Origin of the sequence: Dongia sp. (assembly GCF_041910485.1) — a bacterium.
Classification (GTDB): Bacteria; Pseudomonadota; Alphaproteobacteria; order Dongiales; family Dongiaceae; genus Dongia.
In genome coordinates this window covers 106,429-121,649 of the sequence record NZ_JAYRQR010000003.1, presented here as the reverse complement: position 1 = coordinate 121,649, position 15,221 = coordinate 106,429, and the positions used below count along the sequence as shown (strand labels likewise).

At 62.4% G+C, this 15,221-nt stretch carries 14 protein-coding genes; 5 read left to right on the top strand and 9 right to left on the bottom strand.

Annotated features, from left to right (window positions below):
* Positions 1-99 precede the first annotated feature (99 nt).
* The 3 genes from ACE3PP_RS00670 (at position 100) to ACE3PP_RS00660 (ending at position 2,578) form a co-directional block, all read left to right on the top strand.
* Entirely contained in the window at positions 100-465 is a 366-nt protein-coding gene (locus tag ACE3PP_RS00670) for a response regulator (RefSeq protein ID WP_320498851.1), read from the top strand.
* A 77-nt stretch (positions 466-542) separates the two neighbouring features.
* Positions 543-1,703, top strand: a complete 1,161-nt coding sequence (locus ACE3PP_RS00665; RefSeq protein WP_374377242.1) for a chemotaxis response regulator protein-glutamate methylesterase — start codon at positions 543-545, stop codon at positions 1,701-1,703.
* 11 nt (positions 1,704-1,714) lie between these two features.
* Positions 1,715-2,578 (top strand): protein-glutamate O-methyltransferase CheR, encoded by an 864-nt coding sequence (locus ACE3PP_RS00660; RefSeq protein WP_374377241.1) that lies wholly within the window; start codon positions 1,715-1,717, stop codon positions 2,576-2,578.
* Between the two features lie 265 nt (positions 2,579-2,843).
* On the opposite strand, the gene ctrA is transcribed toward ACE3PP_RS00660, so the two are convergent.
* Positions 2,844-3,557: a response regulator transcription factor CtrA gene (ctrA, locus tag ACE3PP_RS00655; RefSeq protein WP_374377240.1), complete on the bottom strand. Its 714-nt coding sequence runs from the start codon at positions 3,555-3,557 to the stop codon at positions 2,844-2,846.
* Positions 3,558-3,849: 292 nt separating this feature from the next.
* Between ctrA and fliI the strand changes: the two genes are divergently transcribed.
* Positions 3,850-5,253 carry a flagellar protein export ATPase FliI gene (gene fliI, locus ACE3PP_RS00650; protein WP_374377239.1) on the top strand — a complete coding sequence of 468 codons (1,404 nt, stop codon included), beginning with the start codon at positions 3,850-3,852 and terminating at the stop codon, positions 5,251-5,253.
* Entirely contained in the window at positions 5,250-5,675 is a 426-nt protein-coding gene (locus ACE3PP_RS00645; protein ID WP_374377238.1) for a hypothetical protein, read from the top strand. Before fliI ends, ACE3PP_RS00645 begins: the two co-directional genes overlap by 4 nt.
* On the opposite strand, the gene ACE3PP_RS00640 is transcribed toward ACE3PP_RS00645, so the two are convergent.
* The 8 genes from ACE3PP_RS00640 to ACE3PP_RS00605 all read right to left on the bottom strand — a co-directional run bounded on the left by ACE3PP_RS00640 (position 5,672) and on the right by ACE3PP_RS00605 (position 15,213).
* Complete coding sequence (locus ACE3PP_RS00640) at positions 5,672-7,774, bottom strand: hypothetical protein (protein ID WP_374377237.1); 2,103 nt, start codon at positions 7,772-7,774, stop codon at positions 5,672-5,674. The genes ACE3PP_RS00645 and ACE3PP_RS00640 overlap by 4 nt on opposite strands.
* Complete coding sequence (locus ACE3PP_RS00635) at positions 7,771-8,571, bottom strand: P-loop NTPase (RefSeq protein WP_374377236.1); 801 nt, start codon at positions 8,569-8,571, stop codon at positions 7,771-7,773. The genes ACE3PP_RS00640 and ACE3PP_RS00635 overlap by 4 nt, the downstream gene beginning before the upstream one ends.
* The gene (locus ACE3PP_RS00630; RefSeq protein ID WP_374377235.1) at positions 8,568-9,545 is read right to left on the bottom strand and encodes a GTP-binding protein; all 978 of its coding nucleotides are present in this window, start codon (positions 9,543-9,545) and stop codon (positions 8,568-8,570) included. The genes ACE3PP_RS00635 and ACE3PP_RS00630 overlap by 4 nt, the downstream gene beginning before the upstream one ends.
* Before the next feature lie 55 nt (positions 9,546-9,600).
* Positions 9,601-11,709 carry a flagellar biosynthesis protein FlhA gene (flhA, locus tag ACE3PP_RS00625; protein ID WP_374377347.1) on the bottom strand — a complete coding sequence of 703 codons (2,109 nt, stop codon included), beginning with the start codon at positions 11,707-11,709 and terminating at the stop codon, positions 9,601-9,603.
* Between the two features lie 74 nt (positions 11,710-11,783).
* Positions 11,784-13,181 carry a sigma-54-dependent transcriptional regulator gene (locus tag ACE3PP_RS00620; protein WP_374377234.1) on the bottom strand — a complete coding sequence of 466 codons (1,398 nt, stop codon included), beginning with the start codon at positions 13,179-13,181 and terminating at the stop codon, positions 11,784-11,786.
* 14 nt (positions 13,182-13,195) lie between these two features.
* Positions 13,196-14,047 carry a motility protein A gene (locus ACE3PP_RS00615; RefSeq protein WP_374377233.1) on the bottom strand — a complete coding sequence of 284 codons (852 nt, stop codon included), beginning with the start codon at positions 14,045-14,047 and terminating at the stop codon, positions 13,196-13,198.
* A 24-nt stretch (positions 14,048-14,071) separates the two neighbouring features.
* Positions 14,072-14,410: a flagellar motor switch protein FliN gene (gene fliN / locus ACE3PP_RS00610; protein WP_374377232.1), complete on the bottom strand. Its 339-nt coding sequence runs from the start codon at positions 14,408-14,410 to the stop codon at positions 14,072-14,074.
* 14 nt (positions 14,411-14,424) lie between these two features.
* Positions 14,425-15,213: a hypothetical protein gene (locus ACE3PP_RS00605; RefSeq protein WP_374377231.1), complete on the bottom strand. Its 789-nt coding sequence runs from the start codon at positions 15,211-15,213 to the stop codon at positions 14,425-14,427.
* Positions 15,214-15,221 lie beyond the last annotated feature (8 nt).

The following is a 15,221-nucleotide window of genomic DNA, read 5'->3' as shown; positions in this document are numbered from 1 at the left end:
TGTCTTTGCTGACATTGGTAAATGGCTGACAGTAGCATGACCGAGCAGCCAGCTATCTGATGGTCTTCAAATACGCAGTTCGGCGAACGGAGTATCTGAATGAAGTCTTGCCTGGTCGTTGACGATTCCAAAGTCGTCCGCATGGTGGCCCGGAAAATACTGGAGGGCCTCAATTTTCAGATCGTCGAAGCCGAGAACGGAAAGCTGGCGATGGAGGAGTGCGTCAAGGAAATGCCTGACGCAATTCTTCTCGACTGGAACATGCCGGTCATGAGTGGGATTGAGTTCCTGCGACTGCTTCGGAAGATGGACGGCGGGCAGACGCCCATCGTCGTGTTCTGCACCACCGAGAACGATATCCAGCATATTCAGGAAGCCATCACGGCGGGCGCCAACGAATACATCATGAAGCCATTCGACAGTGAGATCATCGAGTCGAAGTTCTCCCAGGTCGGTTTGTTGTGAGCAGCATGCGTGATGGGGCCAACGAACGATAATGCGCCCGCACGCTGGAATAGTATGAACTGGGACAGGTTGGCGTGATGACACCTTTCAAAGCGGCAGCGGCGGGAGCCGGCGGCAAGGCGGGACCATACCGCGTCATGGTGGTGGATGATTCCGCCGTCATTCGCGGCCTGTTGACCCGCGCGCTTGAAAGCGACCCGACGATCAAAGTGGTAACGACCGTCGGCAATGGCCAATTGGCTATCGATGCGTTGGGCCGGCCGGATACGGATATCGAGGTCATCGTGCTTGATATCGAAATGCCGGTAATGGACGGCATCACGGCCTTGCCGCGTTTGCTGCAGACCAAACCCGGCGTTGCCGTGATCATGGCATCGACGCTGACGCTCAAGGGTGCTTCCGTTTCAATGAAGGCGATGTCGCTTGGCGCTTCGGACTATGTGCCGAAGCCGACAACGACCGGTGCCATTTCCGCGGCGGCGGACTTCAAGGCCGATCTGGTTGAGAAGGTGAAATCCTGGGCGCAGGCCTCGCGCCGCAAGCGTGGCATTGCGGCACCATCGCCGACCGATGTGGCGGCCAACGCGACGCCGGTGGCGCCCAAGCGCCTTTACGGGGCACAGCCGGTCAAACTGCGCGACATGCCACCGCTGCTGCGGCCCGATTGCCTGGCCATCGGCTCGTCGACCGGTGGACCGCAGGCGCTCTTCAAGATGTTCCAGGGGATCGGCAAAATTTCTCATCTGCCGGTCTTCGTGACGCAGCACATGCCCGCCACGTTCACAACCATTCTTGCCGAACATCTGGGGCAGGCCGCGGGCATGCCGTCGGCCGAGGCCAAGGACGGTGAAGCCGTGGTGCCGGGGCGGATCTATGTGGCGCCCGGCGATTATCACATGGTCATCGAGGGGAGCGCCGCGCAGCGCGTCGTTCGCCTCAACAAGAACCCGCCTGAGAATTTCTGCCGCCCGGCAGTCGATCCCATGCTGCGTTCCATCGCAAAGGCTTATGGCAACAAGACATTGTTTGTCATGCTGACGGGAATGGGGCAGGATGGCCTGAAGGGGGCGCAGGAGCTAATCAATGCTGGGGGAACGGTGATCGCCCAAGACGAACCGAGTTCCGTGGTGTGGGGTATGCCCGGCGCCGTGGCGACTGCAGGCCTCTGTTCGGCGGTTCTACCGCTTGCCGAGATCGGGCCGTTCGTCAAGAAAGCCATCATCCGCAGTGGGACATGAGGCAGCCGTCGATGACGATCACGGACTTCGACTTCATTTGCCAGATCCTGAAGACCCGCTCGGGCCTTCTGCTGACCAATGACAAGGCCTATCTGCTGGAAAGCCGTCTGTTGCCGGTCGCGCGCAAGTGGAAGCTTGCCACCTTCGACGATCTCGTTCGCCATATCCGTACCAAGAACGACGAAGCGGTCATCCGCGACGTGGTCGAGGCGATGACCACGAATGAATCGTTCTTCTTCCGCGACACCAAGCCGTTCGATCAGTTCAAGCAGATCTGCCTGCCGGCCCTGCTCAAGTCGCGCGCTGCGCAGAAGACCATCCGCATCTGGTCTGCCGCCTGCTCATCGGGACAGGAAGCCTATTCGCTGGCGATGATCCTGTCCGAAATGGGTGCGCAGATGGCCGGTTGGAAGGTCGACATTGTCGGTACCGACCTGTCGCAGGAAATCCTGACGCGCGCCAAAGAGGGCCTCTATTCGCAGTTCGAAGTGCAGCGCGGTCTGCCCATCACTCTGCTGGTGAAGTATTTCCAGCAGACCGGCGATCGCTGGAAACTCTCCGACACCATCCGGAACAAGGTGCAGTACCGCGAATGGAACCTGCTCAACGATCCCGCACCGCTCGGCAAGTTCGATATCGTCTTCTGCCGCAACGTTCTCATCTATTTCGACCAGCCCACCAAGGCCAAGGTGCTGGCCGGTATCGCCAAGCAGATGCCGGATGACGGCTTCCTGTTCCTCGGTGGCGCCGAGACCGTGCTCGGCATCTCGGACAAGTTCCAACTGCTCCCTGGCCAGCGCGGCATCTATGGCCTGACCGGCGGTATCAAGGCACCGACAGCCTTCGGTGCAGCACCGGCGGCACCGCGGGCGTAAAGCCTTCGCAACGATATTTCGCAGATGGCCGGGACCTTCGCCCGGCCATTGTCGTTCTTGGGCACGGCCAAATGTTCGCTGCGCGCCCCCTCTCCCTAACCCTCCCCCACGTTGGGGGGAGGGAATCCCACTGAGAATGACGCGGCACTGGCAACAAACTCGCTCCAGTACCCTCTCCCCCACGTGGGAGGGGGTTAGGGAGAGGGGGCAAACGAAAAATGCCGGGGACTTGCCCCGGCATTTTTGTGTTTGTATCCGAGCTGGCTTAGGCGCTCTCGGCCGTCTTGGCGGGGAGGGCGCTGTCTTCCGGATCACGCAGGACGTAACCACGGCCCCAGACTGTTTCGATATAATTCTCGCCGCCGGTTGCGGTGCTGAGCTTCTTGCGGAGCTTGCAGACGAAGACGTCGATGATCTTCAGCTCGGGCTCGTCCATCCCGCCATAGAGATGGTTGAGGAACATTTCCTTGGTGAGCGTCGTGCCCTTGCGCAGCGAGAGCAGCTCAAGGATGCCGTATTCCTTGCCGGTGAGATGCAGCGGCTGGCTCTCGACCTCGACCGTGCGGGTGTCGAGGTTAACGGTGAGGCGCCCGGTCTTGATGATCGAGTCAGAATGGCCCTTGGAGCGCCGCACGATTGCCTGCAAGCGGGCGATCAACTCGCGCCGGTCGAATGGCTTCGTGAGGTAATCATCAGCACCGAAGCCCAAGCCCTTGATCTTGCTGTCGAGCTCAGAAAGGCCCGAGAGGATCAGGATCGGCGTGTTGATGCGCGCAGCCCGCAGGCGCCGCAGAACTTCATAGCCATCGATGTCCGGCAGCATCAGATCAAGAATGATGATGTCGTAATCGTAGAGCTTGCCGATTTCGAGGCCATCTTCGCCGAGATTGGTTGTGTCGACGATATAGCCTTCGGCTTTCAGCATCAGCTCGATGCTTTGGGCGGTGTTGGAATCGTCTTCGACGACTAGCACGCGCATGGCAAGGACCTCGTTCGGTTCTCGACCGCAGCCGATTGATGTGTGAATCTTAACCATTAATAGCGGGCTATGTAAAGGACTTGGCGTTAACTTTGATGACGGAAGATGAAGGTTTCTTCTCAAGGCTTTATGTCCTATTATTCAATCTTACCAAGGCGTTAACGATCAAATTTGGTCAAATTGCCACCGTCAACATTGTCTTAACCACTTATTTAATGCCCCGGTCGTAAGTTCCGACGATGATCGCAACAGGTGGATTCGACCCTTTGGCAAGCAGAGGACGCAGCACGCGGTGAGCGCAAAATTGCAGGAATTCGACGCCTTCCATCGGGAGCTTGAGCGGATTCCGGATACGCGCATTTTTGGCCGCGTGGCCGCCGTCGTCGGCATGCTGGTCGAGATCAGCGGCATGGACAGCGCGCTCTCGATCGGATCGCGCTGCGCGCTCGTCGACCGTCAGGACCGCCAGGTGCCGTGCGAGGTTGTCGGCTTCCGCGAAGGGACGGCCCTTGCCATGACCTACGGCTCGCTGGAAGGGGTGGGCTTAGGCAGCAAGGTCGTTCTCATCGACAGTGAGCCCGTCGTGCGCCCGACGCGCGAATGGCTGGGCCGTGTCGTCAACGCCTATGGCGAGCCGATCGACGGCAAGGGGCCGCTGCCGCAAGGGGCAGAGAGCCGGCGCATCCGCAACCAGCCGCCGCCAGCGCATGCGCGCATGCGGGTCGGTGGCAAGATCGACCTCGGCATCAAGGCCATCAACACCTTCACCAGTGTCTGCAAGGGGCAACGCCTCGGCATCTTCGCCGCGTCCGGCATCGGCAAGTCGGTGCTGATGTCGATGATGGCGCGCTATACGTCGCTCGATATCAATGTCATCGGCCTCATCGGCGAACGCGGCCGCGAGGTACAGGAGTTCATCGAGGACGAATTGGGGCCCGAAGGCTTGGCGCGCAGCGTCGTCATCGTGGCGACGTCGGATGAATCGCCGCTGCTGCGCCGGCAAGCGGCGCAGATGACGATGGCGCTCGCCGAATATTTCCGCGATCAGGGCGAGGATGTGCTCTGCCTCATGGATTCGGTGACGCGCTTTGCCATGGCGATGCGCGAGATCGGTCTTTCCATCGGCGAACCGCCCGCCTCGAAAGGGTATACCCCGTCCGTCTTTGCCGAACTGCCGCGCCTCCTTGAACGCGCCGGTCCGGGCGTTGCCGGATCGGGATCGATCACCGGCCTTTTCACCGTGCTGGTCGAAGGCGACGATCACAACGAGCCGATCGCCGATGCCTGTCGCGGTATCCTCGACGGGCATATCGTGCTGGAACGCTCGATCGCCGAGCGCGGGCGCTATCCGGCGGTCAACATCCTGCGCTCCTTGTCGCGAACCATGCCGGGCTGCAATACCGAGTTCCAGAACCGCATCGTGCGCGAGGCCCGGCAGCATATGTCGGTCTATGAGGATATGGCGGAACTCATTCGCCTCGGTGCCTATCGCCGCGGCACGGACCCGGCGGTCGACAAGGCGATCATGCTGTATCCTGAGATCGAGCGGTTCCTCGGCCAGCGGCGCGAGGAGCGGTCGACATTGACGAGCGGCTATGCCGATCTCGCGCGCATTCTGGGCGTCTCGGCCGAAGAAATAGCGGCAGAGGATCCGGCGGAAGTATCGGCCGACAATGGCGAGGCGGTGCCTGAATGAACGGCCTCGACCAATTGCTGCGATTGCAGAAGTGGACGCTCGATGAGAAGCGCCGGCAAGCGGTGGACCTCACGGCGCTGATCGAGCGGCTGGAAAGCGATATCGCCAAGCTCGACGATGAAGTCGCACGTGAGATCGAGATCGCGCGCGGCGATCTGGAGGCGAGCCGGCATTTGCCGCCCTATCGCGAAATGATGGCCAAGCGCCGCGAGCGGCTGGAACAATCGGTCGCCGACGTGACCCTCGAACTCGAACGCATCCGCGATGAGATCGCCGAGGCCTTCAACGATATCAAGAAGACAGAGCAGACGATTCAGAACCGGCAGGAACGCCGCCGCCAGGCCATTGCCCGGCGCGAACAGATCGCCACCGACGAGATGGCAATCGAACAGCATCGGCGCAAGGCCAAGCGCGAGAACTAGACCGTATAGGTCGGTTGGCCCCGTTTCAGCTCATCAAGCGGAACCACCGGGAAGGCATCGACCGTCTGGAAGGCGATGGAACCGGCAAAACCGGTGAGGCCGCGCGCTTCCTCGTAGATCGCCTCGATTTCGCGGCGCATGCGGTCGGCAAGACGCAGGCGGCTCCGAACCATCAGGTCGAAACGCTGCGGCCGCATCAGGCCGTCGAGCTGGAACGGCCCCAGCCGCGTGAAATCGGCTTCGACGACGAAGCGAGTGCCGCTGCCCTTGTCGCCGCTCTCGCCGCTCTTCTTCTTGCCCTGGCGATAGAAGAGATTGATCTGGGTGACGCGCCCCTGATCATCGATCACGGGCAGGAAGAGGGCGCGCCAGTCGACGTCCGGCCGGTCCTGGGCGAGGGCGGAAAGCTGCGTGAATTCGCCCTTCAGCCGCCGTACCTGCTCCTCACGCTCCGCCGGCCCGCCCTTGGCGGCAAAAAGCGGCCCCAGCAATTTCCCGAGATCGCCGGCCCGCAGGGCAGTCATGGCATTGAGGAGGCCGGCTCCCAGCTTGTTGCCCACATGCGGCAGCATTTCGAGCGATTGGCGCGCGAGATCCGGATCGACCGTGGCCCGCGTTGAATCGGTCGCCGCGCCTTGCAGGATCGCCACGAAATCGGCGAGCGTCGGCCAGCCTTTTGACAAGGTCAGGAGCGCCTGCTGCGGCGTCTGCACGATCGGTGTCGCGGGGAGGGGCGGTGCCGCTGTTTCCAGCACGTCGATGGCGAGCGCCAATTGGGCACCGACGGTGAGGCTGGAGCGGTTCTGCAGCATGATGTCGCCGACCGGCGTATGGATCACGGCATGGCCTGCGGGCGTGATGCTGACGACACGCCCGAAGATGATCTGCCCCTGCGCGTCATGCGGGTCGAGCGCGATCGGATCGATGGCGACCTGTTGGCCGGCCTGCATTTGTACGGCCAGAACCCGCAGCTTGATCTCGGCCCCCACGGGCAGCGGTGCGGCTGCGGCAGCAGCCATCACCTTGCCGAGACCGTTCGCTGACGGCTCGGTCGTGGCGCCGGTGACACCTTCAACTTCCGCCGTCAGACCGGCGGCGGCGAAGAGCGCAAGGATGCGCTGCCGTGTTTCGGCGGACAACGTACTCTCAGGCGGCACGAGCGGCGATGCCGGCGATCCCGCCGTATGTTCTTCAATCGCCTCGGCCGGATAGAGCGTTTCCAGCTGCAGCGCATGGGCGCCTGACGGAAGCGGTGCGCCCAGTGCCGTGCTGGACGCCGTGCTCGGGGCCGAGCCGATCGGCTTTTCCTTCTTCTCCAAATTGGCAGCGATCAGCGCTGCCTGCAGCGTTGCCACATTGGTAACGGCGCCCGGCAATCCGGTGGTAGCCGTTACCAAGGGTGGCGTCGCATTTGTGGGGGCGGGGGCGGCACCGCCTTGCGGCTCAGGGCTCGGCTGGGCGCTACCTCCAGCGGGTGGTGGCAGACTAGTGGTCGGCACCGTACCCGTCGGCGCGGGGACGGTGCCTGTCGACGGTGGTGGTACGGGTTGCTGCGGCAGGGGCACCGCGGTACCCGGTGGCGGCGGTGCCTGCACGACGACGGCGCGCAAGGTGGAGCCGACAAACTCGATGCTTGGCGCATCCGCCCGTACCGGTGGTGGCGTGGCGGGGGCGCCGCCTTGATTGGGCCGCGCTTCGGTGGATGGCGCAGGTGTCGGCTGAGCGCCCGGACCGGCGGCTGGTGCCGGCCCCTGATGGGGCTGTTGAGGTGGCGCACCCTGTGCCTGGGCGCGGGACACGACTTCGTTGGCGAGGATCAGAACCTGGAGGCGATCGCCGGCGGGTCGCACTTCGAGCGTTACCTGGGCACCGGCCGGCAAGGGGACATTGGCTGCCACGCGAACGGTGCCCTTGTCGGTCGCGATCGCGGTCAGGCCATCGCTTTCGCGCCCCAGCACGATGCCCTTGATGATGGTTCCGGGATCGACCTGGCGCAGCCCCCGCGGCGGATCCGCAACGGTCCCCAACACCGACGTGGTCGTGACCGGCCCCGAAGGTCCGAGATAACGACCACCGAGCGGGTTGAGGATATCGCTCATGTGAGATTGATAAGCGGAATCTGCCCCGCCAGCGCCTCGACATCCAGCGCGGCGACGGCGCCGGGATGCCGGGTGAGGAGTGGTGTCTGGGCGCGGATTGCTTCCTTCACCTTGGCGTCGCGGCGGATGATGCCGAGAAGAGGTGGGTCGATCTTGAGGAAATTGTTGCAGGCCTTGGAAAGCGTCGCATAGGTCTGCTGGCCCTGGGCCACATCCTGAGCCGAATTGACGACAATGCCGACGCGGCAAGGCGCCTGATCAGAGGTCAGCATCTTGATGAGAGCATAAGCGTCGGTGAGCGTGGTCGGCTCATCATTGGCAACGACAAGCGCGGTTGCACACAAAGCTGCCATCATCCGCACCGGGCGGTCGATACCAGCGCCAAGATCGATGATGACCCGGTCATACTGACCGGACACTTCGCGCAGCCCTTGCATCAGAGGCGCGAGCCGGTGGAGCGGCATGTTGGCAAGCCCGCCCGATCCCGAGCGGCCAGCGATAACATCGAACCCTGCCGCGCAGGGCGTCGCCGCGCGGGAGAGCGGCAATTGCCGCTCGATGGCGGTCCCGAGATCAATCGCCGGGGTAAGGCCGAGCTGGATATCGACATTGGCGAGGCCGAGATCACCGTCGAACAGCACAACCCGTTCACCTTTGCGAGCCAGTGCCTGGGCGAGCGAGATCGCGAGCCAGGTCTTGCCGACGCCACCCTTGCCGGACGCGATCGCAACGGCACCGGGGATGGTCGAATTCTCCGGCGCGGTGGCGCCAAGGGGCGATGTGATCGCGTCACTCATGAATGTGTTCCATTCGCTTGGCGCCTGGCGCGCGGCAGATGCGTTGATGCTGGTGCTGTTTCCAACAGCCAGGCGGCGATCTTGTCCGCCCCTACGATATCGAGGCCGGTGGCAATTTCCGGCGAAACCCCGAACTCCGCAAAGCTCAAACGGCCTGCTTCTGCGGCACCCAGGATACCACCGTAGCGCCGGGCGGCGTCAATGCGGGTCGGAATGAGCCGGTTGACCCCCGTTTCGGCAAAAAGCTGCCCCAGTTCGGCCGATTCGACGGAGCAGCCGCCGGCGGCCATCACCAGAACCATTTCCGCCTTTACGGCGTCGGCGAGTTCGTTGAGATAGGATAGATCCGTTGCGTTCAGCGGATTGCAGCCGACCGTATCGATGATGACGAAAGCGCCCTTGGGGGCCTGCTCGACCGCCTTGCGCAGGGTTGCCGGATTGCCGGCGCGGTAGGCCGGAATCTGCAGCGCCTTGGTGTAGGTCCCTAATTGCTCGACGGCACCGGCCTTGACGACATCGCAGGTGATGGCGATCGCCGGCCATTGCTTCAACTTGGCCCGCGCCACCAGCTTGGCGAGGGTTGCCGTCTTGCCGGCGCCGGGCATCCCCACCAGCATCAATGGACGGGTCGGCAGGCGATCGGTCAGCGGCTGCACAGGAAAGCGCAACCGTAAGGCCGCCGCCAGCGCCTGCTGCGGATTTTCGAGGAGTACCTGTGCCGCCTGTTGTGTCAAACGGTCGGCCAGGGCAGGGGAAACGCGATGAAATTCCAGTGCTTGGCTGATCGCCTCAAGCGGGTCCAACGCGGGTTCGGGCAGCGGCGCCAGGATGGCATCGCGATCGAGGGCCGCGGTGATCTTGATAGCCTGGCCAATCTGCTCGACATTGAGGATGATGGCGTCCGGCCCCAATTCGGCTTTCACCAGGGCCATCGCATCCTTCATGTTCGGAGCATTGAAGGTCCGCAATCGCATCTTCAGGCCGTCTCCCCGGCCGGGCGATCAATTTGAAACGATGGGCTGCGTCGCATCAGATCTGCCCAAGCGTACGGATCTTGGCCTTCGGGTGAATCTCGTTCTGCGACATGACCGTCGTCGTCGGCCGGAAGCGCTCGACGATCGAGCGGACGAAGGGGCGGATGCCGGGGCTGGTCAGCAGAACGGGACTGTCGCCCATGATCGCAAAACGCTCGAAGGTCTGGCGCACGCTCTGGATGAATTGCTGCAAATCGCTGGGGGCCATGACCAATTGCCGGTCCTCGCCCTCGCCGCGAACGGCATTGGCGAAAGCCTGTTCCCATTCCGGCGATAGCGTCACCAGCGGAATGACGCCGGACGCGTCGCTGCTGGCGTCCGAAATCTGGCGCGCCAATCTGGCGCGGACATGTTCCACGATGGCGTTGACATTGCGCGAGTAGCCGGTCGCCTCGGCCACCCCTTCCAGAATGTTCGCAAGATCGCGGATCGACACGCGCTCGGTCAGCAGAGCCTGCAGGACGCGCTGCACACCACCCACTGAAATCTGCCCCGGAATGAGGTCGGCCACGAGCTTCTGATGTTCTTTCGGCAATTCGTCGAGGAGCTTTTGCGTCTCGGCATGCGAGAGCAGCTCGGACATGTTGTCCTTCACCAATTCGGTCAAATGCGTGGTGATGACGGTGGCCGGATCGACGACGGTATAGCCGCGGAAGAGCGCTTCCTCGCGCGAGCTGGGGTCGACCCACATTGCCGGCAGGCCGAAGGTCGGTTCGGTTGTCTCTTCGCCGGTCATGTTGATCTTGTCGCCGCGCGGATCCATGACCAGGATCATGTTGGGCCTGAGGTCGCCGCGACCGGCCTCGATCTCTTTGATGCGGAGGACATAGGAGTTGGCCTGAATCTGCAGATTGTCCTGGATGCGGACGGCCGGCAGGATGAAGCCCATCTCACCGGCGAGCTGGCGACGCAGCGCCTTGACCTGGTCGGTCAGGCGATGGCCGCGCTCGGTATTAATGAGACCCAGCAGGCCATATCCCAGCTCCAACCGTATGGCGTCAAGCTGAAGCGCCGTCGAAATCGGCTCCTCGGCGACCGGTACATGCGCTTGCTCGACAACCTGCTGTTGGGCCGCGACTGCCGCCGCCTTCTTCTGGTGACGCATGACCAGGTAGGCCATGAGGCCGGTCAAAGCGGCCAGGCTCATGAAGGGGATGGTTGGAATTCCCGGCATCAGAGAGAGCAAGGTCATGAGAAAGGCGGCAAGGCCCAAAGCTGCGGGATAGCCGGAGAGCTGCTTGAAAAGCGCCTTGTCGGTCGAACCCGAAACGCCCGCCTTCGTGACCAGCATACCGGCGCCGGTTGAGACGATCAGGGCCGGGATCTGCGAAACCAGCCCGTCACCGACCGTCAGCAAGGTATAGGTCGAGGCGGCTTCGCTCATCGACAGGCCCTCTTGGGCGACGCCGATGATGATGCCACCGATGACGTTGATGAAGACGATGATCAGGCCGGCAATAGCGTCGCCGCGCACGAATTTCGCGGCACCGTCCATCGAACCGAAGAAGTTGCTTTCGTCCTCAAGCGTCTTGCGACGTTGCTTGGCTTCCTTTTCGTCAATGAGGCCGGCGGAAAGATCGGCGTCGACCGCCATCTGCTTGCCAGGCATGGCGTCCAGGCTGAAACGCGCCGAAACTTCGGCGATACGGCCCGAACCCTTGGTGATAACGACAAAGTTCACAAGGACAAGGATGGCAAAGACGATGATGCCGATAACGTAATTGCCGCCCATGATGAAGCCGCCGAAGGCCTGAATGACATGGCCGGCAGCATCGGTGCCTTCATGGCCGTGGGTCAGGATGAGGCGGGTAGAGGCGAGATTGAGCGCCAGGCGCAACATCGTCACCAGCAGCAGGACGGTCGGGAAACTGGAGAAATCGAGCGGCTTCTCGATGAACAAAACCGTCATCAAGATGAGAATGGAGATCGTGATCGAGAAGGCGAGCGAGATATCGAGCAGCCAAGCCGGCATCGGGAAGATGAGCACCGACAGCACGGCCACGAGACCCAAGGCCAGCGCGATCTCGCCGCGTTTGACAAAGCTGACGAGCCGCCCCAGCGAGTTGCCCCCACCGCCGCCCGTGCCGCCGGTACCCGTCGCCATATCGGTCATGGACCGCTACCCCTTCATCCCCCGACGCCGATCGTCGGAACCCAGATTTACTTACCGGTGAAAACTCAAGCGTTGGCCGCTTCGCCTTCGCCGTGAGCGGCCGGGACGGCGATGCCTTCTTCGCTGTATTGCTTCAGCTTGTTGCGAAGGGTGCGAATGGAAATGCCGAGGATATTGGCAGCGTGCGTGCGATTGCCCAGGCAATGGCTGAGCGTATCGATGATGAGATCCCGTTCGACGGCAGCAACCGTCTTGCCGACCAAGGCCGTCGTTCCGGCAGCCGCGACCGCCGCGGCCTTCGCAACCGCAGAATCGGTTGGGGAACTGGCGGCGACCATACCGGCGCCGACCACGGGCAAACCACGGCCACCCGTCAGCATAATCGCGTCCGGACCAATCACCGGCCCCTGCGTCAACAGCACGGCGCGATGCATCGTATTCTCAAGTTCGCGGACATTGCCGCGCCATTCATGGGCGCGCAGCAATTCGATGACTTCCGGAGTGATGGACTCAATATGGACGCCGTTGGCTGCCGCATACTTGTGGGCAAAGTGCTCTGCCAGCAGGGCGATGTCGCCCGGCCGTTCGCGCAGCGGCGGCAATTCGAGTGACATCACGTTGAGGCGGAAATAGAGGTCTTCCCGGAAGGTACCCTTGCGCACTTCTTCCTGCATGTCGCGGTTCGACGTGGCAATGAGGCGAATGTCGACCTTGACCGGCTGCGAGCCGCCGACGCGGTCGATCACGCGCTCCTGAATGGCACGCAGGAGCTTCGCCTGCAGGCGCGGATGCATTTCGCTGATTTCATCGAGGAGCAGGGTTCCGCCCGACGCTTCCTCGAACTTGCCGATGCGACGCGCGATGGCGCCGGTGAAGGCGCCCTTTTCGTGGCCGAACAGTTCGGATTCCAGCAGGTTTTCGGGAATCGCGGCGCAGTTCACCGAGACGAAGGGCTTTGCTGCCCGCTTCGAATGGGTGTGGATGTAGCGAGCCATGACTTCCTTGCCGGTGCCGCTCTCGCCGGTCACCAGGATGCTGGCATCGGAAGGTGCCACCTGATCGGCAAGCTTCAGAGTCGCCTTCATGACAGGGTCGCTGAAAATGAAGGCTGAGCTTTCCTCGGTCACCGCGGCGAGGACAGCCGCGATCAGTTCAGCGTCCGGGGGCAGGGGGATATACTCCTTGGCGCCCGCCTTGATGGCCCGCACGGCGATCTCGGCCGATGTGCCGATGCCGCAAGCGACAACCGGAATGCTGATGCGTTCCCGCTTAAGGCTGTCGATCATCCTGGTGATATCGAGGCTGACGTCGAACATGATGAGTTCGGCACCCTGGCCATTGCGCAGAGCGTTCATGGCCTGGTCGACATCGTCGACATGCGCCACCTTGGCGCCGCGGCTCAGCGCGATCTTGCCGGCGGCGGCAATGTGGCCATCAAGGGATCCGACGATGAGAAGTCGCATCGGTTAGTCTCCGTTCAATCGAAATATTTGACGCGTTGGTTGGCCGGCAGGATGGTGTTGAGCACCAGTTCCAACCGCCGCGGATTTTCCTGGCGGCCGATCGACAGCGCGCCCAGGATGAAGATCTGGTTGATGAGAAGTTCGATCGCCGAGTTGCGCTCCAGCTTGCTGGCGATCGGCAGAAAGACGACATTGGCCAGCACCGCGCCATAGAAAGTCGTCAGCAATGCCACGGCCATTGCCGGGCCGATACCTTCGGGCTGATTGAGCGATCCCAGCATCTGCACAAGTCCGATCAATGTGCCGATAAGGCCCATGGCCGGCGATACTTCAGCGGCGCGGCGCAAGATACCGGTAGAGCGTTGATGCCGCTGCGCCATAGCGTGGGTTTCAAAGGTCAGGTTGCGCTCGACTTCCTCGATCGGCATGCCGTCGACCAGCATCGTCATGCCGCGCAGCAGGTAAGGCTCGTTACGCAGACCGACCAGTTCATTCTGCATGGCGAGGAGGCCGCGTCGACGCGCCCTTTCTGCCAGTTGCAGAACCTTCGCGGCCGCTTCATTGGGGGTGTGGCCCGTGCTGAAGAGGGTGCGCAACATCAGGGGCTGCGCCTGCATGATCTCGGTAAAGGAATAGGAGACCATGGTGATGGCGAAGGTGCCGCAGACCACGATGAGGATGGAGGGAATGTCGACGAATGCCAGCCAGTTGCCGCCGAGGAAGATCGCCGCTGCAATCAGCAGAATAGCACCGAGCAGTCCAAGTACCGTCGCCATGTCGAGACCCTGGCGTGCCGGCTCCAGGCGCAAGGGCATTTCGCTCTTAGCGGTAAAATTCTGGATCGGTTCATTGGCGGTGTCGGACATGGCGCTTCCTTTGCGAGATCGCGATCAACCGCGGTCGGATTTGATGATTTCGGTCATCGTTACGCCGAGGCGATCTTCCACCACGACAACCTCGCCACGGGCGACCAGCCGATTGTTGACATAGATGTCGACCGCCTCGCCGACCTTGCGGTCGAGCTCGACAACAGCGCCACGTCCAAGCTTGAGGAGCTGGCTGACCTGCATCGTGGCTCGACCCAGCACGGCCGAAACCTGGACCGGCACGTCATAGACGGCGTCCAGCTCCTTGGCGTTCGTCGGAACGCGGCCCGCTTCGGCAGATACGTCGGTTCCCGCATTCTGCTCATCGAATTCCTGCAATTGCAGGTTCTCTTCGTCACCCATTTCCCGCTCCTCGCTCAGCCGACAGCGCTATCGCTGTCAGTACTGTCACCATCCGGTGTTCCAGACGGTTCGATTGACTTTGCTTCGTTCATTTCCGTCGGCACGATCCCGTGAGTCGCCAAGCAACGGTCAAGGGCCGCCGCTACTTCCTGCCAGACACTGTCCGCGCGCCGTTCAAGTCCGCCATCGGCCCATTCAATACGGCAGCTGGCGCCATTGAGGCCTGCGTCGGAGAGCAGATTGACGCGACCCTCGAAATGCTGGTCGGCAGCGATTTCGCCGATCTTCGCCTGCAAGGCCGGCAACAGATCGGCCGGAACCCGCACATTAAGGCGCGATTCCCGGCGCTGGTCGACCAGGCATTGTTCGATGGTTTTCTCAACCTCGGCGAGGCCGCCGCGCCGGCTGAACTCCGGCAGCATCTTGCGGGTCATGGCCAGCGCCAAGCCGGCCGCCTCGCTCAACAATGTGGCGCGGTCGAGCGAAAGGGTTGCCGACATGGCTGCGACCTGGCTGCCGATCGATGCCAAGCCGGCAGCAATCTGTGCCTCGATTTGCGCCTGCGCCTCGGCCTTTCCTTCGGCCTTGCCCTTGGTCAACCCTTCTTTGAGCGCCGCAGCCTTGGCGTCGGCTACCGCTGCCGACAGTTCCGCTTCGCTGAAAGTAGGCTCCGGCGGCGGCGGTGGGGGCGGTGGCTCCACCACGGCCGCTGGCTCCGGCTTCGCCTTGCGCACGACGGCGCGCGGCGCCGCTTGCGTGGCGTCGAAGTCATTCTCGAATAGAAACTTGCGTACCGTGGTCACCCCAGGTT